Consider the following 19,447-nt stretch of genomic DNA (forward strand, 5'->3'; position numbering starts at 1 on the left):
AAAATTATGAAATATAAAATCTTACTTGTCGAAGATGATGAATTTAAAAGAAAGAAAATACAAGATTTTTTACTAAATGAATCTTGGTGTGGAGAACTATCTACAGCGGTATCTGTATCAGGTGCAATACGTGAACTAGATGATAATATTTTTGACATTTTGCTTCTCGATATGGCAATTCCTAATCATGACGATGGGGCTGATGGTGCACAAGGACTAGGGGGGCTGGCGGTTTTTAGATACCTTCAGATTATTTCCAAAAAAACAAATGTAATCGTCGTCACTCAATTTGAAGCATTGAATGAAGGCTCAACAGTTGTAGATATAGGGACGCTACAAAACTTGCTCGTAAACGAATTTAATTCTCAATTTTTGGGATTAATTCAATATTTAACAGATACCGACACATGGAAAGAGCGTGTGACAAAAATGATAAATATAAAGGGGTGACGAAGTTGGATATATTAATTGTTGAAGATGACCATGAGAAATTCGATAGAATATGCCAAGTCATTAAAAGTTGTCAAGATGAAAGCCAAAACAAATCGGAGAATATTATTAGGGCAACTACGGTTGCCGACTCCCGTCAGCATTTGTCAGAAAAGCACTTTGATCTGATGATCTTAGATGTACGCATGCCGATTCGAGAAATGGAGTGTCCGGACGACACGGCTGGGATCCAACTTCTTGAGCAACTATTTTTAGATGATGAGTATAATCGCCCTCGATATGTTGTAGGCCTATCAGGTATTGAGGGCTTATATTCAAGCGCATCCAAAAAATTTCATCGACATGGATGGATATTGCTGCAATACTCTCCAACCGATCAATCTTGGTGCGATGCATTGTGTTATTTCGTTAAGCACATTAATACCGTTGCATCTTCGAGCACTAAACATCTGCAAGCCGATGTGGTTATTCTTGCTGCGCTTGAAGATCCCGAATTCACGTCTGTTAGGGAAGTATTTCCTGAACTTAAAGGTCCTCGGACACTTGATGGAAAAACACTTTATTGGGAGGGGAATCTTGTTACGAAAAAAGGCATTACCCGGATAGTAGCTGGCTATTCTTGGCAGATGGGCCTAACGGCGGCGGCGGTATTAACTGGGAAATTTATAAATGAATTTTCGCCAAAACTAATTGCAATGACTGGAATATGCGCTGGATTTGAAGATAGTATTAACCTAGGAGATGTAATTGTGGCCACTCAAAGTTGGGAGTGGCAAGGAGGAAAAATAAAAGATGGACCTGAAGGGCCGACGTTATTTGCGGCTCCCGAACCTTATCGCGCGTCGCAATCAATAATTACAAACCTGCGCTCCCTTAGCTCTGATAAAAATTTTTCTTCGAAAATTACACGTGAAGTATACCCACAAGATGTTGGTGAAACTTGGGCTGTACATTATGGACCTATAGTTTCTGGTTTAAGCGTAGTGGCATCATCAACGGTCATGACAGAGGCGCAACAACAACATCGTAAAATGCTTGGCTTAGAGATGGAGGCATATGCAATCTATGCTGCTGCTGATTTGAATGCCCATGAGTGCAAAAGAGTCGTATTAAAAGGAGTCTGCGATTTTGGCACCTCTGAAAAAGCTGATAATTTTCAGAAAAAGGCGGCTATGCGGTCTGCGATATGTTTGCGCGCCTTAATAACAGAAAAAGATATTGACTGAAGGTATTCATATTTAAAAAAAGCCGCTGTCTCCCGACAGCGGCTTTCTCATTCCTACCCCAGCAGCAGCGCCTTGAACTCTAGCACTGCCCTGCACGTGAACTAATTACCCCACAAACTTCCGCGCATTCCTGAACATGCGCATCCAAGGTGAATCCTCGCCCCACGCTTCAGGGTGGTAGGACTGCTGCACCGAACGGAACACGCGCTCCGCGTGCGGCATCAGCACGGTGAAGCGGCCGTCTGGCGTGGTGACTGAGGTGATGCCTTCCGGCGAGCCGTTCGGGTTGTACGGATACGCTTCGGTAGCGGCGCCCTTGTTGTCGACGAAGCGCATGGCTTTGGTGACCTGGGTGATGTCGCCCGTTTGCGAAAAGTCGGCGTAGCCTTCGCCGTGGGCGATGGCGATGCCGGCTTGGGTGCCGGCCATGCCGTTGAAGAAGATCGATGGGGAATCCATGACTTCGACCATGGCAAAGCGGCCTTCGAATTTCTCCGACTTATTGCGCGTGAATTTAGGCCAGGCGTGGGCGCCGGGGATGATGGATTTCAAGTTGCTCATCATCTGGCAGCCGTTGCAGATACCGAGGCCGAAGCTGTCCGTGCGGTTAAAGAAGCGCGCGAACTGTTCCGCCAGGCTGGCGTTGAACAGGATGGTTTTCGCCCAGCCTTCGCCCGCGCCCAGTACGTCGCCGTACGAGAAGCCGCCCACGGCGATGACGCCCTGGAAGTCGTCCAGTTTGACGCGGCCCGCGATCAGGTCGCTCATGTGCACGTCGACAGCCGTGAAGCCTGCCTGGTGCATCACGTAGGCCGTCTCGATGTGCGAGTTGACGCCCTGCTCGCGCAGGATGGCGACACGGGGACGCACGCCGGTGGCGATGAATGGCGCGGCGATGTTGTCGTTCTGGTCGAAGGTGACGATAGGCGACATGCCCGGATCCTGCGCATCCAGCAGGCGGTCGTATTCGGCGTCCGCGCAGGCCGGATTGTCGCGCAGGCGGGCGATGCGCCAGCTCGTTTCGCTCCACAGGCGGTGCAGTTCCGCGCGCGGCTGGGTGTAAATCAGCTTGGCGTCGCGCGTGAATTCGATCACGTCGCGGTCGTTCAATTTGCCGATGATATGGCTGCAGGCGCCCAGGTTGAAGGTGCGCAGCACGTCCATGACGAGCGACTTTTCTTCCGCGCGCACCTGGATGACGGCGCCCAGCTCTTCGCTGAACAAGGCGCGCAGCGTCAGTTCGTTGCGGCGTTCCGCCACCTGGCCCGTCCAGTTCTTGGCGTCGCCCCAGTCGCTCGAGTGCTCGCCTTCCATGGTCAGCATGTCGAGGTTGACGGACATGCCCGTGTGGCCGGCGAAGGCCATTTCCGTCAGGGTGGCGTACAGGCCGCCGTCCGAACGGTCATGGTAGGCCAGCAGCTTGTCGTCGCTGTTCAGCTTCTGGATGGCGGCGAAGAAGCCTTTCAAGTCTTCCGCGCTGTCCACGTCCGGCGTTTCATTGCCCAGCTGGCCCATGACTTGCGCCAGCGCCGAAGCGCCCAGGCGGTTCTTGCCGCGGCCCAGATCGATCAGGATCAAGGACGTATCGCCCTTGTCCGTCTTCAGCTGCGGCGTGAGCGACTTGCGCACGTCCGTCACTGGCGCGAACGAGGACACGATCAGCGACACCGGCGACGTGACGGATTTCGCCGCGCCCGTGCCCTCGTCTTTCCACGTCGTGCGCATCGACAGCGAATCCTTGCCGACGGGGATACTGATGCCCAGTGCCGGGCACAGGTCCATGCCGACAGCCTTGACGGTGTCGTACAGGGCTGCGTCCTGGCCAGGCTGGCCGCAGGCGGCCATCCAGTTGGCGGACAATTTGATGTCGGAGATGTCTGCAATCGCCGCGGCGGCGATGTTGGTGACGGCTTCGCCCACGGCCATGCGGCCGGAAGCTGCTGCGTCGATGACGGCCAGCGGCGTGCGTTCGCCCATGGCCATCGCTTCGCCCAGGTAGCCCTCGAAGCTCATGGTGGTGACGGCGCAATCGGCCACCGGCACTTGCCATGGTCCCACCATCTGGTCGCGCACGGTCATGCCGCCCACGCTGCGGTCGCCGATGGTGATCAGGAAGGATTTGTCGGCCACGGTCGGCAGCAGCAGCACTTTTTGCGCGACATCAACCAGGTCCATGCCGGTGAGATCAATGGCAGGGAAATCGTTGGCCACGTGGACCACGTCGCGCTGCATCTTCGGCGGTTTGCCCAGCAAGACGTCCATCGGCATGTCGACCGGCTCGTTGCCCAGTTCCGGGTCGATCAGCTTCAATTGACGCTCTTCGGTGGCCACGCCCACGGCGGCGAACAGGCAGCGTTCGCGTTCGCACATGGCTTTGAACAGCGGCAGGCTTTCCGGCGCGATGGCCAGGACGTAGCGTTCCTGCGACTCATTGCTCCAGATTTCCTTCGGCGCCATGCCCGATTCTTCCAGCGGCACCTTGCGCAGGTCGAAAATCGCGCCGCGCTTGGCGTCGTTGGTGATTTCCGGGAACGCGTTCGACAAGCCGCCCGCACCCACGTCGTGGATGGAGATGATCGGATTGTCCGCGCCCATTTGCCAGCAGGCGTTGATGACTTCCTGGGCGCGGCGTTCCATTTCCGGATTGCCGCGCTGGACGGAATCGAAGTCCAGGTCGGCCGTGTTGCTGCCGGTGGTCATCGACGAAGCGGCGCTGCCGCCCATGCCGATGCGCATGCCCGGGCCACCCAGCTGCACCAGCAGGCTGCCGACGGGGATGTCGTTCTTGTGCGTGTGCTGCGCCGAGATATTGCCGATGCCGCCAGCGATCATGATCGGCTTGTGGTAGCCGAAGACGGCGTCTTTATCCGTGCCGACGTTCTGCTCATACGTGCGGAAGTAGCCGCCCAGGACCGGGCGGCCGAACTCGTTCGAGAACGCGGCGCCGCCCAATGGGCCTTCGATCATGATTTGCAGGGGCGACGCGATGCGTTCCGGTTTGCCGTATTGGTCCGCATCCGTGCGGGAGGCCAGCGGCGCCGTCACGGAAGCGGCCGTTTCCCAACTGCGCACGGCGTCCGGCAGCGACAGATTCGAGACCGTGAAGCCCGTCAAACCGGCTTTTGGCTTGGCGCCGCGGCCCGTCGCGCCTTCGTCGCGGATCTCGCCGCCCGCGCCCGTGGAGGCGCCAGGGAATGGGGAGATGGCCGTCGGGTGGTTATGCGTTTCCACCTTCATCAGGGTGTGCGTCAGTTCCGTCGATGCAGCGTATTCGTGCTTGTCGCCGCGCGGGTAGAAGCGCGACACGGTGGCGCCTTCCATGATGGACGAGTTGTCGCTGTAGGCGACGACGGTGCCCTTCGGCTGCAGTTCGTGCGTGTTCTTGATCATGCCGAACAGCGACTTGGGCTGCGCCACACCGTCGATGGTCCAGTCGGCGTTGAAGATCTTGTGGCGGCAATGCTCGCTGTTCGCCTGCGCGAACATCATCAGTTCCACGTCCGTCGGGTTGCGGCCGGCCTTGGTGAAGGCGGCGTCCAGGTAGTCGATTTCGTCTTCCGACATCGCCAGGCCCAGTTCCGTGTTCGCCGTTTCCAGTGCGCGCTTGCCCTGCCCCAGCAAGTCGATCGATTCCAGAGGACGCGCTTCCAGGGTGCGGAACAGGTCCTTGGCGTCGTCCGCGCTGCGCAGCACGGATTCCGTCATGCGGTCGTGCAGCAGGTCGGCCACAGCTTGCACCTGCTCGTCCGTCAATTTGCCGGCGCCAATGGCGCTGCCCAGGATGCCCGATTTCAGGTTGATGCGGAAAGCGATGCCGCGTTCGACGCGCTTGATGTGCGCCATGCCGCAGTTGTGCGCGATGTCCGTGGCTTTCGAGGCCCACGGCGAAATCGTGCCGAAACGGGGGATGACGAAGAATTCTTCGGCAGCGCCTTCCGTATTGTCAGCGTGGGCCGGCTCGCCGTACGTCAGCAAGGCGCCAAGGCGCGTGCTGTCGTCGTTGGTGAGAGGCGCGCTGGCATCGATGAAATGGACATAGCGTGCTTGTACGGCAACAATCGCAGGCGAGACGGCTTGCAGTTGGCTTAACAGACGGTGGCTACGGAAATGAGACAGGGCATTGGAACCCGGCAGTATCAACATGATTGGAAGGTGGTTGATGCAGCGTGGCTGCGGGTTAAAGGTAGGTATGACAATATCTTTCGTACGGCAAATTTCCTTTGCGCGCATTATACCCGTTTTACCCCTGCTTTATTACCGGAACTTATGGCTTTGCGGCCATTTTGCCCCTGAAACCGGCAGTTTTTGCCAACTTGCAACAACGGAGCCAGGCATTCACCAGACAGCCGCATCAGGCAGCCGTCAGGCGATCACGTAGCGGTTCTTGCCCTGGCGCTTGGCCAGGTACAGCGCCTCGTCGGCCAGCCGGTAGCTGTGGCCCAGGTCCTTGCCCCGGTCCAGTTCGGCCACGCCCACGCTGATCGACACGAACTGTGCGGCATGAAACGCCTGGCTGACGGCAGCGACCAGGGCGCCGGCAAAGGCGCGCACGGCCTCGCGGTCGCCCGCGTAGACGACGCCGAATTCCTCGCCGCCCAGGCGCCCGCACAGATGGCCCTGCGCCTTGTCGGCGATGATGGCGGCCGTGCGCACGAGCACCTCGTCGCCCGCATCGTGGCCCTGCTGGTCGTTGATGATCTTGAAATCGTCGATATCGATCATCAGGAAATGCAGCATGCCGCCATGCGGCGCGCCATGCATCTGCTGGGCGCGCTGCGTAAACATGCGGCGGTTGTTCAGGCCCGTCAGGCTGTCCTGGAAGGCCAGCCGCGTCAATTCCAGCTTGGAGTGATAGTTACGCAAGCGCAACAAACTGAAGCTGACATTCAGCGCCAGCCCGAACAGGATGCTGACGGCGATCATCAACGGCGCCCAGGATTGATCGGGCAAGCCCGCGTTGACGGGATACAGGCCATGGCCCACGTTCCACCACACGCCGGCCACCACGGCCAGGTAGCTGAGGCCGCCATTGAAGATGGAGGCGATGGCCAGGGTCATGAAGACGCCCACGGGCAAGACCCAGAAGCTGGCGTGATGGACGGCGTCGGCCATGGTGCGCAAACCAAAAGTCAGGGTCAGCACGGCGCAGGCGCCCGTGATGGTCAGCACGGGCAAGGTGGTGCAGCGGTAGCGCACGATCAGGCTGGTCAACATGCCCAGCAACGCCAGCACGGCGTGCGAGAAGTTCGGATGATACGGCTCCGGCATCATCAGCCAGGTCAGGCTGTAGGCAATGATGCCCAGCAGCTGCGTGACCATGCCGACCCGGTGCAGCTCCGCAAAATAGGTGTGCTGCTGTTCGCTATTGCCGCCAAATGCGAGGGGGACAGCAATGCGCCGCAGGGAAGAAAGGTCAGGAACACGCATACGGGTATCGACACCAGAAAGAAGAAAAGCGCCCGGTACAGCCTTGCGCATGCCTGGCCGCAAGATTGCGCGGCATCCAACATTAGTTGTAATTAGGATACTATCATGCTAGTCAACTATTTGCTGGGATATGCGTCGCCGGCACCCGCGCACAGGGCAACGGCGCCATGAAATACAACGCCGCACGCCACCGGATGCACCCGGTACCCTGCCCCGCACCCGATTGCATGCATTTTGCTGGCAGTGTCGCCCGGCTTTGCAGTATGCTGATAAAAAGTAATACTGCCAGGCAGATACATATAAGAAGAGTTCCCGCAAATGACCGAACAGATGAACGAGAGCTGAACCATGCCAGAAACTAGCGACTTATCTGTCCTGATCGTCGACCCGAACCCCAGCATGCGGGGCAATCTGCACAATATGCTGAACCAGGCGGCCATCACCAAGGTGGAATATGCCGTCAATTCCGGCACGGCCATCCGCTTGCTGACGAAGAAACCGTTCGACATCATCCTGTGCGAATACGATCTTGGTAGCGGCACGGACGGCCAGGATGGCCAGCAATTGCTGGAAGACTTGCGCCACCATAAGCTGATCGGGCTGTGGACGATCTTCATCATGCTGACCTCGGAAGCCATCCACAGCAAGGTGATCAGCGCGGCCGAGCTGACCCCGTCGGACTACATCTTGAAACCGTTCACCGTCGATGTGCTGAGCGGGCGCATCGCGCGCGCCATCGAACGGCGCGCCATGTTCCTGCCCACGTATCAGCTGATCGACAAGGGCGACTTGCGCGAAGCCGTGAAAAGCTGCCGCGCGGCCGAGCTGCAGCACCCGCGCCTGGCGGCCGATTTCGCGCGCCTGCGCGCCGAACTGCACATCGCGCTCGATGAATGGAAGGAAGCGGAACAGCTGTATGGCGACATGCTGGCCACGCGGCCCATGGCCTGGGCCCATCTGGGACTGGCGCGCACCCTGTTCGAGCAGCAGCGCCACGAAGAGGCGCAGGATGCGCTGCTGGAACTGGTGGAAGTCTATCCCCGCTTCATGGCCGCCTATGATTTGCTGGCGCAAAACCATGAAGCCATGGGCCAGCAGCTGCAGGCGAAGAAAATCCTCGAGGACGCGGTGGCCATTTCGCCGCACATGGTGCGCCGCTTGCGCCACCTGGGCGGCATCGCCTATGACACGGGAGACATCGGCGCGGCCGAACGGGCATATAAACAGGTGGTGACGAAAGCGAAGTACTCCGAATTCCGCGACCCGGAAGACCATGTCAACCTGGTCAAGACGCTGGTCAAGAAAGGTGATGCGCCGCAGGCGAGCGGCGTGCTGCGCGACATGGAACGCTCGCTGCGTGGCGGCGCCAACGTGGAAGCGTGCCGCGCCATCTCGGCGGCCATGCTGCATGAACTGTCGGGCAACGACATCGCCGCCGCCAGCGAACTGCAGCTGGCCGCCGCCGCCCTGGACACGGCGCGGGGCCTGTCGACGCAGCTGAAGGTGGGCCTCGTGCAAAGCTGCCTGAAAAACAATCTGGAACAGGCGGCGTCCGACGTCATGATGAAACTCGTCAACGAAGCCGACAGCGACGTGACGATGGAAGCGGCCGTCGATGTCTTTGAAAAGGCGGGCCGCCACGACCTGGCGCAAGGCATGGGCCAGCAGATCAGCAACCAGGTGCAGGAACTGATGCAGGATGCGGCCAGCAAATCGGAAAGCGGAGAGCTCAAGGGCGCCGTCTTCGTGCTGCGCCAGGCCCTGCGCAAGACGCCGGGCAACCTGCCGGTGCTGTTCGCTTCCGTCGACGCCATCCTGCGCCAACTCAACATGCTGGGCTGGGAAGCCCCGCTGGCCGAACAGGCGCAGCACCAGATGCAGGTGATCAGCAAGATCGATCCCAAGCATCCGAAACTGGAGTCGCTGAAGCAGCAATACGCTGCCACGCAACACAAGTATGGTATTGCTACCTGATCCTGTCGCAACCGTGTGACCATGAGAATCTGCGGCGAGAGTGCATGCGTCAAGGCGGCAATTTGACGTCCAGTTGACGTTAGGCACCCAGGAGGCAAGATGACAGTCAAGCGTATGGACAATGTCGGCATCGTGGTAGAAGACATCGATGCCGCCATCGAGTTCTTCACCGAACTGGGACTCGCTCTCGAAGGGCGCGCCCCGGTTGAAGGAGACTGGGCGGATGGCGTCACGGGACTGCTTGGCATGCGCGTCGAGATTGCCATGATGCGTACGCCGGACGGCCACAGCCGTCTCGAGTTATCGCGCTTCCTCGCGCCGCCCGTGGCCGCCGATCACCGCAACGCCCCAGTGAACGCTCTCGGTTACTTGCGTGTCATGTTTACCGTCGACGATATCGACGATACGCTCGTCCGGCTCGTCAAACGCGGCGCGAAGCTGGCCGGCGAAGTCGTCCAGTACGAAAACATGTATCGGCTCTGCTACATCCGTGGCCCTGAAGGCATCCTCATCGGGCTTGCCGAACAGCTCCCGCAGAAGAAGCCCTGATGAATGGCTGGCGCATCAAGGGAGGGTCATGTCCAGACCAACCATCCTGACAATGACGAAGGTGACGAGTCCCAGGCCCATGAGCAATAGCACGAAGCCTGCGACCACCTTGCCGCTCGCGCGCAGCACCGCGCGATTCTGCTTCGCCTTATCCTTATCCTTCTTCCCTTGATCGTAATGCCACTTGATGGCGAAGAACATGCCCGTGCCGAGCACGAGAGCCTTGAACGTAACGAAGACTATAGGGGTCCAATCCATCATTTTGCGTATTTCCAGTCTATTACTTGACACTATCTATCATGGGGAGCGCCACCTCAAAACGCTGCTTCAGCAGCGCCTGTTCAAGGTTGGTATTGCTGCACGCTCTGATGCATACTACTTTAAAACAATTTCCATACATTGAGACAAAATGTCCCAGTTACAAACAATGCAAGATGAAAACCGGATGGCTCGGGATAGTCTGGCGGGACGGCACAGCGGCGCGGCAGACGGCCTGCATGTATGGCGCGAGTTGCCGGCATATTGGAACTCCTCGCGGCTTGCGCGCGCCGGCGGAGGCCATCGCAACCGGCAGCGTATCCGTGCATGCGATTCGCGAGATCACGCCAGCCGGATTGCAACCCTTCCGGGCCTAATCCGGGCTACGCTCCACCCGCGCCACCACCAGCTCGATCAGCTCCGCGATCAAGGGCCGGAACGTGGCCGCATCGCCGCCCTGCCCCAGCATGACGGTACGCGTGGTGAGGTGCGAGAAGACGGCATCGAACAGGATTTGCGGCAAATTGGAAAACGAGGTGTCGGGTGCGATGCGGCCCCGGGTGCGCTGTTGTTCCAGCAGGCGCAGGATCAGCGCGTGCCACACTTGCGGGCCGTGTTCGTACCAGGTCAGGCCGACGGCCGGCACGGCGGCCGCGCCCGTGACGACGAGGCGGTAGAAATCCACGTGGCGGGGACTGGTGACGACGGCCACCAGTTCATCGAGGATCAGCTGCAAGCCCTGTTCCAGGCCCGCTTGCGAGGTATCGAGACGGCGCAAGTCGATGATGAAGTCGGCGCACAAGTATTCCACCACCGCCACCAGCAGCTCCTGCTTGCTGCCGAAGTAGCGGTAGGCGGTGGCCTTCGAGCCGCCCGCCTCGGCCACGATGGCGTCCATGCTGACGCCGTCGTAGCCTGAGGCGAGGAAGAGGTACGCTGCCGCCACCAGCAGCTTGCGCCGCCGCTCCTCGCTTCGGGTAGTCGGGGAAGCTGAAACGGTGCGCAACTGGGGCATGAAGCTGACTCTTACTGTGTCTTGGGAAGCGCGTATGCTATCACGTAATCCCCCCGGTCCGGACTCTGGCGGGCGCCGCCCGCGACCACCACGACATACTGGCGGCCCGACCTGGGCGACACATACGTCATCGGCGTGCCTTGCGAGCCGACCGGCATGCGCGCCTTCCACACTTCGCGGCCGGTGGCGATATCCATGGCGCGCAAATAATAATCCTGCGTGCCCGCATAAAACACCAGGCCGGACGCCGTGCTCATGCCGCCGCCCAGGGTCGGCATGCCCAGCGGGACAGGCAGCCGGGCGCGCACGCCGTTGATGACGGCATCCTGCACCGTGCCGGCCGGACGCTCCCACACTTTCGTGCGCGTCTTGAGATCGATGGCGGCAAACACGCCCCACGGCGGACTTTGGCAGGGAATGCCCAGCGGAGAGTTAAACGCCTTGTGGTCGATGACGAACGGCGTGCCATCCATCGGATAGGTGCTGCCCACGCCGTGGCCCGAGGTCAGCTTGGCCACGTCCACCGTTTCGCGCGGCACCAGCCTGACCACTTGCGGCATGCGGATATCGTTGACGAACATATAGCCATTGCTTTCATCGACGGCCGCGCCGCCCCAGTTGAAGCCGCCGTAGTAGCCCGGGTAGATCAGCGTCTCCCTGGTACTTGGCGCCGTGAACTCGCCCTGGTAATTGAGCTTGCGGAAGCTGATGCGGCACGCCAGCTGGTCGAAGAAGGTGGCGCCCCACATGTCGCGCTCCGTCAGCGCTTCCGCACCCAGGGCCGGCATGCCGGTGGAATATGGCTGCGTCTTTGCCACCCAGTCGCCGGCTGCGTGCTCCTGCGGCACGGCTTTTTCGATGACTTCGGCGATCGGCTTGCCCGTGCGGCGGTCCAGCATGAATATCTGTCCCCGCTTGGTCAGCTGCACCAGCGCGGGAATCTTGCCACCCTTGCCGTCCGGGACGTCGTACAGGGCCGGCTGTGCGGCCACGTCGTAGTCCCAGATATCGTGGTGGACGGTTTGATACGTCCAGCGCTCGCGGCCCGTGGCCATGTCGAGGGCGACGATGGCCGACGCGTATTTTTCCGTCAGCGGCGGGCGCTTGCCGCCCCAGAAGTCGGGCTGCTCGTTCCCGGTCGGCAGGTACACCAGGCCCAATTCGTCGTCGAAGGCCGGGGTCGACCACATGTTGGGCGTACTGCGCGTGTAGGTCTGCCCTTGCGGCGGCAGTTTGGTGATGGCCGGATTGCCCAGGTCCCAGGCCCACACCAGTTCCCCCGTGTCGGCGCTGTAGGCGCGCACGACGCCCGACGGTTCATCCGTGGAGCGGCCATCGAAGACCCAGCCGCCTAGGATGATCAGGTTGCGCGCCACCGTGGGCGCGGACGTGTAGGCGTAGTACGGCACGTTCATCTTGACCTTGCCCAGGCCGACGGTCAGGTCGACGGAGCCCTTGTCGCCGAAGCCCTCGCACTGCTTGCCCGTCTGCGCGTCGATCTCGATCAAGCGCGCATCCATGGTCACTTGCACGATGCGCCTGGCGCACGCGCCCGCCACCGGCGCGCTGGCCGGCTGCATGCCCTCGAACTGGAACGGTTTTGTCACTGCGGCCGGCTCGTAGTAGCCGACGCCGCGGCAGCGGTTCCACGTCTTCGTGTTGGCTGGCTTCGGATCGAAGGTCCAGCGCTCCTTGCCCGTGTCCGCGTCCAGCGCGATGACCTTGCTCGTCGGCGTACACGTATAGATGGTGTCGCCGATCTGCAGCGGCGTATTCTGCGATTCGGACGCGCCTTCGGCCAGTTCACCCGAGCGGTAGGTCCACGCCACCTGCAACTGATCGACGTTAGCCTTGTCGATCTGCGTGTACGGCGCGAAGCGCGTGCCCTGCGGTCTATAGCCATAATGCGCCCAGTTGGCGCTGCCGTCATTGATGGCCTTCACGGCATCCTGCTGCGGCTGCGCGGTGGCTTCCAGCACGCCCTGCGGCTTGAACATGGCAGCGAAACCGGCTACCAGCACGACGGCAAACAGGGCCGCGAAGCCGCGCGACTGCCCATTGTGCTTGCGGCCCGCCAGCCACGGATGCAGCAAGGCGGCCACCAGGCCGATGACGAGGAACGGCGCCAGGCGCGGCACCATGGGCCAGAAGGCGAAGCCGATTTCCCATACGGCCCAGACCACGGTGGCGACGACCAGCACGGCGACGATGCTGCTGGCCAGCGGCTTGCGGCGCAAATACAGCACGCCGGCGAGGAGCAGGCCCAGACCGGCCGGCAGGTAATACCAGGAACCGCCGAGGGTAATCAGTTCGATGCCGCCCGCCGCCAGGGCCAGGCCGGAAAATCCGAGAAAAATGCCAAAAACCGTCAGGGCAAGCCGCTTGCCCCTGAAGACCGCCGGGATCGCCGGCGCCCCTTTATTTACTGAAGTGTCCATTTTTTATCCATGACGCCTCCCCTGCCCAGGCCAACACGCCGGGGATGGCTGATTTTTAAATCTACGTAGTGAAACTGTACTGTACGGTTTCATTTTATGCCGATTTTTGACGCAAGGAAAGAAAAATTGACAAGGGAGCTTGATTTTTGGCGGGGATGGGATGATTTGGTGGGGATGTCGGATTACGCTCTGCGAGCTAATCCGACCTACCGGAACGCTGGATATGCGCAGGTTGGATTAGCGCAAAGCGCGTAATCCAACAAACACAAGCGCGCCGGGTGTTACAGCGACGCCATGTCAATCACAAAACGATATCTGACATCGCTTTTGACCACGCGCTCGAACGCCTCATTGATATCCTGGATGCGGATGATCTCGATGTCCGACACAATATTGTGCTTGCCGCAGAAATCCAGCATTTCCTGGGTTTCCTTGATCGAACCGATCATGGAGCCGGACAGGCTGCGGCGCGCGCCCACCAGGCCGAAGGCGCTGATCGGCGGCACGGCGCCGTCCGGGATGCCGACGATGACCATGCTGCCATCGACCTTCAGCAGGTTGATGTACTGGTTCCAGTCGATGGACGCGCCCACCGTGCAGATGATGAGGTCAAACGTGCCGGCCAGTTTGCTGAACGTTTCCGCATCGTTGGTGGCATAGTAATGATTGGCGCCCAGGCGCAGGCCGTCTTCGCGCTTCGACAGGGTCTGGCTCAGCACCGTCACTTCGGCGCCCATGGCGTGGGCGATTTTCACGCCCATGTGGCCCAGGCCACCCATGCCGAGGATGGCGACCTGCTTGCCAGGGCCCGCCTTCCAGTGGTTCAACGGCGAATACAGGGTGATGCCGGCGCACAGCAGCGGTGCGGCCGCGTCCAGCGGCAGGTTGTCGGGAATCGACAGCACATAGCCCTCCTTGACGACGATGCTGTCCGAGTAACCGCCCTGCGTGGCCGTCTTGCCGTCCGCTTCCAGGCCGTTGTAGGTCTGGATCAGGCCAGGCATGTACTGCTCCAGGTCCACGTTGCGCGTCTTGCAGGTGGTGCAGGAATCGACGAAGCAGCCCACGCCCACGTGGTCGCCCACCTTGAACTTGCTGACGTTGGCGCCAACGGCCGTGACGACGCCGGCGATTTCATGGCCGGGCACCATCGGGAAGGCGGCGCCGCCCCATTCGTCGCGCGCCTGGTGGATGTCGGAATGGCACACGCCACAATATTTGATCGAGATGGCCACGTCGTCTTCGCGCGGGGCGCGGCGCTCGAACGTGAACGGTTGCAGTGCGGAAGTCGGGCCCAGTGCGGCGTAGCCTTTGGCGATGGTGGTCATGAAAACTCCTGTATCTATATATGTGTGACGAGGGGGTGACGCGTGCCGTGCATGCGATTGCACAAGTGTGCCCGAGATACCCGGCCGCCGTTATCGCGATCCTGCAAGACCTTTGCACGATCCTCCAAATCTGCGTAAGATCAGCCCCTGCCCTTTCCTACCTGACGCATACTGGCCCACATGTCCACCCTGCCCACACCACTCCCGCCGCAAGATGAAATCGCCGCCCTGATCAGCCGCCACGCGCCGCGCACGGGCGACTACACGACGGCCATCGGCAACCTCACCTTCCACCGCCAGTCGTCCGTCACGGAATCGCTGTTCCATGCGGCGCGCCCCAGCGTGGCCATCATTGCGCAAGGGGCGAAGGACGTCACCCTGGGCAGCGAAACCTTCCACTACAGCCGCATGCAGTATCTGCTGACCTCCGTCGACCTGCCGGTGCAGGTGCGCGTGGTGGAAGCGAGCGTGGACAAACCGCATCTGTGCGTGGTGCTGGGCATCGACATCGCCGACGTGGCCGCGCTGCTCGACAGCGAAAGCAGCAGCGCAAGCGCGGCGCAGCAGAAAATCCTGCCCGCCACGCGCGGCATTTCCGTCAGCGACGTGTCGGCCGAGCTGCTTGACGCCATGCTGCGCCTCGTGCGCCTGCTCGACAAGCCGGGAGAAATCGCCGCGCTGGCGCCATTGATCCGCCGCGAGCTGACCTACCGCCTGCTCAATGGTCCTGTCGGCGCGCGCCTGCGCCACATGGCGCTGGCCAGCAGCCAGTCGCACCAGGTGGGGCAAGCCATCGACTGGATCAAGCACAATTATTGCGAACCGCTGCGCATCGAGCACCTGGCCGGCATGGCGAACATGAGCATGTCGTCGCTGCACCACCACTTCAAGGCGATCACGGCCATGACGCCGATGCAGTACCAGAAGCTGCTGCGCCTGCAGGAAGCGCGGCGCTTGATGCTGGTCGAGCAGATCGACGCGGGCACGGCCGGCTACCGCGTCGGCTACGCCAGCGAATCGCAGTTCAGCCGCGAATACAGCCGCCAGTTCGGCCGCGCGCCCATGCGCGACGTGGGCCAGGTGCGCGCGCAGCTCAGCGGTGCCAGTGCCGACATGGCCTATTCCGTCTTGCCGTAACCGCCGCCGCCCGGCGTCTCGATGACGAACACGTCGCCCGCCAGCATGCCGGTCTTGCCGATATGCGCCAGGTGCTCCACCGTGCCGTCCGCCCGCTCCACGTAATTGCGTCCCAGCGCGCCCGCCTCGCCGCCGTCCATGCCGAAAGGCGGAATAATCCGGTTGTTCGACAGGATCGCCGCCGTCATCGGCTCCAAAAAGCGCACCCGGCGCACGCCGCCATTGCCGCCGTGCCAGCGCCCCGCCCCGCCCGACCCGGCGCGGATGCTGTAGCTGTCCAGGCGCACGGGGAAGCGCCACTCGAGGATTTCCGGGTCCGTCAGGCGCGAATTGGTCATGTTCGTCTGCACCACGTCCGTGCCGTCAAAACCGGGGCCGGCGCCCGAGCCGCCCGATATCGTCTCGTAATACTGGTATTTGGCGCTGCCGAACGTGAAATTGTTCATCGTCCCCTGCGAGGCGGCCATCGCCCCCAGCGCGCCATACAGGGCGTTCGTGATGCAGGTCGAGGTTTCCACGTTGCCCGAGACGACGGAGGCCGGATACTGCGGGTTGAGCATGGAGCCGGGCGGGATGATCACGGTCAAAGGTTTCAGGCAGCCCGCGTTCAAGGGAATCTCGTCGTCGACCAGGGTACGGAACACGTACAGCACGGCTGCCATGCAGACGGCGGACGGCGCATTGAAATTGTTCGGCAGCTGGCTTGAGGTCCCCGTAAAGTCGATGACGGCGCTGCGCCGCGCCACGTCGACCCTGATCGCCACCTTGATCTGCGCGCCGTTGTCCAGGTCCAGCGCATAGCTGCCATCCTTCAAGGTCGTGATGACCCGGCGCACGGCTTCCTCGGCATTGTCCTGCACGTGGCCCATGTAGGCTTGCACGACGGCGTGGCCGAAATGCGCGACCATCTTGTGCAGTTCCTCGGCCCCCTTCTGATTGGCCGCCACCTGGGCGCGCAGGTCGGCCAGGTTTTGCCGGGGATTGCGGGCCGGCCAGCTGGCGCCCGCCAGCAGGGACAGTGTTTCCGCCTCGCGCAACAAACCCGTGGCGCCGTCGACCAGCTTGAAATTGTCGATCAACACGCCCTCTTCCTCGATGCGCCTGGAATCGGGCGGCATGGAACCGGGCGTGGTGCCGCCGATATCGGCATGGTGGCCGCGCGAGCCCACGTAGAACAGGATGGATTCTCCCTTTTCATCGAAGACGGGCGAGATCACCGTCACGTCGGGCAAGTGCGTGCCGCCGTGGTACGGGTCGTTCAGCATGAAGACGTCGCCCGGCCGCATGGTTCCCGCATTGCGCGTCATGACGGTGCGGATGCTCTCGCCCATGGACCCCAGGTGCACGGGCATGTGCGGCGCATTGGCAATCAAATGGCCTTGCGCATCGAAGATGGCGCAGCTGAAATCGAGCCGCTCCTTGATGTTGACGGAATGGGCCGTATTCTGCAGGCGCAGCCCCATCTGCTCGGCAATCGACATGAACAGGTTGTTGAAAATTTCCAGCATCACGGGGTCGGCATTCGTCCCGATGGCGCGCCGCTCGGGCAAGGCCACCACTCTGCGCAAGATCAAATGGCCATGCGCCGTCACGTCCGCGCGCCAGCCCGGTTCGATGACGGTGGTGGCGTTGGCGTCGCTGACGATGGCCGGGCCATCGATGGCGTCGCCGGGACGCAGGCTGTCTGCCGCATACAGGCCGCTTGGCCGCCACGCGCCGGCGCAGTACATGTCCACCGTCTGCACGGGCGCCAGCGCGCCCGCGCGCGCCGCATACGCCGGCGTGGCCGGCTGCGGCGCATCGGACGCGCCGATGGCTTCCACGGAAATGGCTTCGACGATCAATGCGCGCGCCGGCATCAAAAAGGAAAAGCGTTTTTTATACGCCGCTTCGAACTGCGCCTGCATGCCGGCGGCCGTATCGAACAGCACGACGAGGGCCGAATCCGTGCCTTCGTAACGCAGGTGCACGCGCGACACCAGCGCGATGCGCCCCCCTGCCACGCCCTGGCGCAGCAAGTCGCCCCGCGCCAGTTCGCCCAGTTGCGCGAAATCGCCGGCAAGATCCACGCCCAATACCACCTCGATGGCCTGTTCGCGCATGGCGCTCTGGTCGGCCAGGCCCATGCCGTAGGCCGACATCACGCCCGCCAGGCTGTGGATGAACACCGTGCGCATGCCCAGCGCGTCGGCCACCAGGCAGGCGTGTTGGCCACCCGCGCCGCCAAAGCTGGTCAGAGTGTATTCGGTGACGTCGTGGCCGCGCTGCACGGAAATCTGCTTGATGGCGTTGGCCATGTTCCCGACTGCGATGGCGATATAGCCTTCGGCCACCTGCTCCGGGGTGGAGCTCACCGTGCGCGCCAGCGCTTCGAACTGGGCGCGCACCGTGGCCACGTCCAGCGCTTCATTCGCGTCGGGGCCGAAAACGCGGGGGAAGAACGCGGGCTGCAGCTTGCCCAGCATGACGTTGCAGTCGGTGACGGCCAGCGGGCCGCCGCGCCGGTAGCTGGCGGGCCCCGGGTTGGCGCCCGCGCTGTCCGGCCCCACCTTGTAGCGGGCGCCGTCGAAATGCAGGATGGAGCCGCCGCCCGCGGCCACCGTGTGGATGCTCATCATGGGTGCGCGCATGCGCACGCCGGCGATCTGCGTCTCGAACACGCGCTCGAATTCGCCCGCGTAATGCGACACGTCGGTGGACGTGCCGCCCATGTCGAAGCCGATGACTCTATCGAAACCGGCCAGCGCGCTGGCGCGCACCATGCCGACGATGCCGCCCGCGGGACCGGACAGAATGCTGTCCTTGCCCTGGAAGGCGCGCGCATCCGTCAAGCCGCCGTTCGACTGCATGAATTGCAGGTGCACGCCGGGCAGCTCCATCGCCAGCTGGTCGACGTAGCGGCGCAGGATAGGCGACAGATAGGCATCGACCACCGTGGTGTCGCCGCGCGCCACCAGTTTCATCATGGGGCTGACCTCGTGCGACACGGACACCTGCGTGAAACCGGCCTCGCGCGCCAGCTGCGCCACCCGCGCCTCGTGCGCGTGATAGCGGTAGCCGTGCATCAGCACGATCGCAATGGCGCGCACGCCGCGCGCATAGGCCTGGTCCAGCGCGGCCTGCGCGGCCGCCTCGTCGAGCGGCATCACGACGTCGCCATGGGCGCCCACCCTTTCATCGATCTCGATCACGTCGCCGTACAGCAGTTCGGGCAGGATGATCTGGCGGGCGAACAGCTGCGGGCGGTTCTGGTAGGCGATGCGCAAGGCGTCGCGAAAACCGCGCGTGATGGCCAGCACGGTGGGCTCGCCCTTGCGTTCGAGCAGCGCGTTGGTGGCGACCGTCGTGCCCATCTTGATGGCGCCCACCTGTTCCACGGGCAGCGGCGCGCCAGGCGCAAGGCCCATCAACTGGCGCATGCCGGCCAGCGCCGCGTCGCGGTACTGGCCCGGGTTTTCCGACAGCAGCTTATGGGTGGCCAGGCTGCCGTCAGGACGGCGCGCCACGATGTCCGTAAAGGTGCCGCCCCGGTCGATCCAGAATTGCCAGTCCATCGCCTTGCCCCCGCGCTTATGTGAGATGGCTATTGTAGCCGCCAAACAGGGACGCGTTTCAGGCGTGCGCGCCTTGCCTTTCGACCGCTTC

12 protein-coding genes and 1 pseudogene are annotated in these 19,447 nt (G+C 61.7%); 6 read left to right on the forward strand and 7 right to left on the reverse strand.

The window, feature by feature from the left end; translation table 11 throughout:
* Nucleotides 1-6 precede the first annotated feature (6 nt).
* Nucleotides 7-450: a response regulator gene (locus IGS58_RS13695; RefSeq protein ID WP_230521729.1), complete on the forward strand. Its 444-nt coding sequence runs from the start codon at nucleotides 7-9 to the stop codon at nucleotides 448-450.
* A gap of 5 nt (nucleotides 451-455) precedes the next feature.
* Nucleotides 456-1,676, forward strand: coding sequence for a phosphorylase family protein (locus tag IGS58_RS13700; RefSeq protein ID WP_230521730.1), 1,221 nt, complete (start codon nucleotides 456-458; stop codon nucleotides 1,674-1,676).
* A 105-nt stretch (nucleotides 1,677-1,781) separates the two neighbouring features.
* Here IGS58_RS13700 and purL read toward each other — a convergent pair whose 3' ends face one another.
* On the reverse strand, nucleotides 1,782-5,819 hold the full coding sequence (purL, locus tag IGS58_RS13705; protein WP_230521731.1) for a phosphoribosylformylglycinamidine synthase: 4,038 nt from the start codon (nucleotides 5,817-5,819) through the stop codon (nucleotides 1,782-1,784).
* Between the two features lie 219 nt (nucleotides 5,820-6,038).
* Nucleotides 6,039-7,103 carry a GGDEF domain-containing protein gene (locus tag IGS58_RS13710; RefSeq protein WP_230521732.1) on the reverse strand — a complete coding sequence of 355 codons (1,065 nt, stop codon included), beginning with the start codon at nucleotides 7,101-7,103 and terminating at the stop codon, nucleotides 6,039-6,041.
* A 348-nt stretch (nucleotides 7,104-7,451) separates the two neighbouring features.
* On the opposite strand from IGS58_RS13710, the gene IGS58_RS13715 reads away from it, so the two are divergent.
* Both IGS58_RS13715 and IGS58_RS13720 read left to right on the forward strand, forming a co-directional pair.
* Nucleotides 7,452-9,077 (forward strand): tetratricopeptide repeat-containing response regulator, encoded by a 1,626-nt coding sequence (locus IGS58_RS13715; RefSeq protein WP_070259783.1) that lies wholly within the window; start codon nucleotides 7,452-7,454, stop codon nucleotides 9,075-9,077.
* A 99-nt stretch (nucleotides 9,078-9,176) separates the two neighbouring features.
* Nucleotides 9,177-9,626, forward strand: coding sequence for a VOC family protein (locus tag IGS58_RS13720; RefSeq protein ID WP_230521733.1), 450 nt, complete (start codon nucleotides 9,177-9,179; stop codon nucleotides 9,624-9,626).
* Nucleotides 9,627-9,641: 15 nt separating this feature from the next.
* On the opposite strand, the gene IGS58_RS13725 is transcribed toward IGS58_RS13720, so the two are convergent.
* Nucleotides 9,642-9,887 (reverse strand): hypothetical protein, encoded by a 246-nt coding sequence (locus tag IGS58_RS13725; protein WP_034787325.1) that lies wholly within the window; start codon nucleotides 9,885-9,887, stop codon nucleotides 9,642-9,644.
* 178 nt (nucleotides 9,888-10,065) lie between these two features.
* Between IGS58_RS13725 and IGS58_RS13730 the strand changes: the two are divergent.
* Nucleotides 10,066-10,222 (forward strand): annotated as a pseudogene (locus tag IGS58_RS13730) (PLP-dependent aminotransferase family protein); the annotation flags it as partial.
* Between the two features lie 35 nt (nucleotides 10,223-10,257).
* Here the strand turns inward: IGS58_RS13730 and IGS58_RS13735 are convergent.
* The 3 genes from IGS58_RS13735 to IGS58_RS13745 all read right to left on the reverse strand — a co-directional run bounded on the left by IGS58_RS13735 (nucleotide 10,258) and on the right by IGS58_RS13745 (nucleotide 14,665).
* Nucleotides 10,258-10,899, reverse strand: coding sequence for a TetR/AcrR family transcriptional regulator (locus IGS58_RS13735; protein WP_230521734.1), 642 nt, complete (start codon nucleotides 10,897-10,899; stop codon nucleotides 10,258-10,260).
* Nucleotides 10,900-10,910: 11 nt separating this feature from the next.
* The gene (locus IGS58_RS13740) at nucleotides 10,911-13,337 is read right to left on the reverse strand and encodes a membrane-bound PQQ-dependent dehydrogenase, glucose/quinate/shikimate family (RefSeq protein ID WP_230521735.1); all 2,427 of its coding nucleotides are present in this window, start codon (nucleotides 13,335-13,337) and stop codon (nucleotides 10,911-10,913) included.
* A gap of 281 nt (nucleotides 13,338-13,618) precedes the next feature.
* Entirely contained in the window at nucleotides 13,619-14,665 is a 1,047-nt protein-coding gene (locus tag IGS58_RS13745; protein WP_034787320.1) for an NAD(P)-dependent alcohol dehydrogenase, read from the reverse strand.
* Between the two features lie 180 nt (nucleotides 14,666-14,845).
* Between IGS58_RS13745 and IGS58_RS13750 the strand changes: the two genes are divergently transcribed.
* Nucleotides 14,846-15,802: an AraC family transcriptional regulator gene (locus IGS58_RS13750; protein ID WP_230521736.1), complete on the forward strand. Its 957-nt coding sequence runs from the start codon at nucleotides 14,846-14,848 to the stop codon at nucleotides 15,800-15,802.
* Here the strand turns inward: IGS58_RS13750 and IGS58_RS13755 are convergent.
* Nucleotides 15,784-19,356 (reverse strand): hydantoinase B/oxoprolinase family protein, encoded by a 3,573-nt coding sequence (locus tag IGS58_RS13755; RefSeq protein ID WP_230521737.1) that lies wholly within the window; start codon nucleotides 19,354-19,356, stop codon nucleotides 15,784-15,786. The genes IGS58_RS13750 and IGS58_RS13755 overlap by 19 nt on opposite strands.
* Between the last annotated feature and the right edge of the window lie 91 nt (nucleotides 19,357-19,447).

The sequence above is a fragment of the Janthinobacterium sp. EB271-G4-7A genome, assembly GCF_020858075.1.
Lineage (GTDB): Bacteria > Pseudomonadota > Gammaproteobacteria > Burkholderiales > Burkholderiaceae_D > Janthinobacterium > Janthinobacterium lividum.

Excerpts from the sequence above, each read along its gene's own strand:
- IGS58_RS13735 (WP_230521734.1), bottom strand. The coding sequence starts at position 10,899 with ATGCCCCAGTTGCGCACCGTTTCAGCTTCCCCGACTACCCGAAGCGAG.
- IGS58_RS13720 (WP_230521733.1), top strand. The coding sequence starts at position 9,177 with ATGACAGTCAAGCGTATGGACAATGTCGGCATCGTGGTAGAAGACATC.
- IGS58_RS13755 (WP_230521737.1), bottom strand. The coding sequence starts at position 19,356 with ATGGACTGGCAATTCTGGATCGACCGGGGCGGCACCTTTACGGACATC.
- purL (WP_230521731.1), bottom strand. The coding sequence starts at position 5,819 with ATGTTGATACTGCCGGGTTCCAATGCCCTGTCTCATTTCCGTAGCCAC.
- IGS58_RS13745 (WP_034787320.1), bottom strand. The coding sequence starts at position 14,665 with ATGACCACCATCGCCAAAGGCTACGCCGCACTGGGCCCGACTTCCGCA.
- IGS58_RS13725 (WP_034787325.1), bottom strand. The coding sequence starts at position 9,887 with ATGATGGATTGGACCCCTATAGTCTTCGTTACGTTCAAGGCTCTCGTG.
- IGS58_RS13710 (WP_230521732.1), bottom strand. The coding sequence starts at position 7,103 with ATGCGTGTTCCTGACCTTTCTTCCCTGCGGCGCATTGCTGTCCCCCTC.
- IGS58_RS13750 (WP_230521736.1), top strand. The coding sequence starts at position 14,846 with ATGTCCACCCTGCCCACACCACTCCCGCCGCAAGATGAAATCGCCGCC.
- IGS58_RS13695 (WP_230521729.1), top strand. The coding sequence starts at position 7 with ATGAAATATAAAATCTTACTTGTCGAAGATGATGAATTTAAAAGAAAG.
- IGS58_RS13740 (WP_230521735.1), bottom strand. The coding sequence starts at position 13,337 with ATGGACACTTCAGTAAATAAAGGGGCGCCGGCGATCCCGGCGGTCTTC.
- IGS58_RS13715 (WP_070259783.1), top strand. The coding sequence starts at position 7,452 with ATGCCAGAAACTAGCGACTTATCTGTCCTGATCGTCGACCCGAACCCC.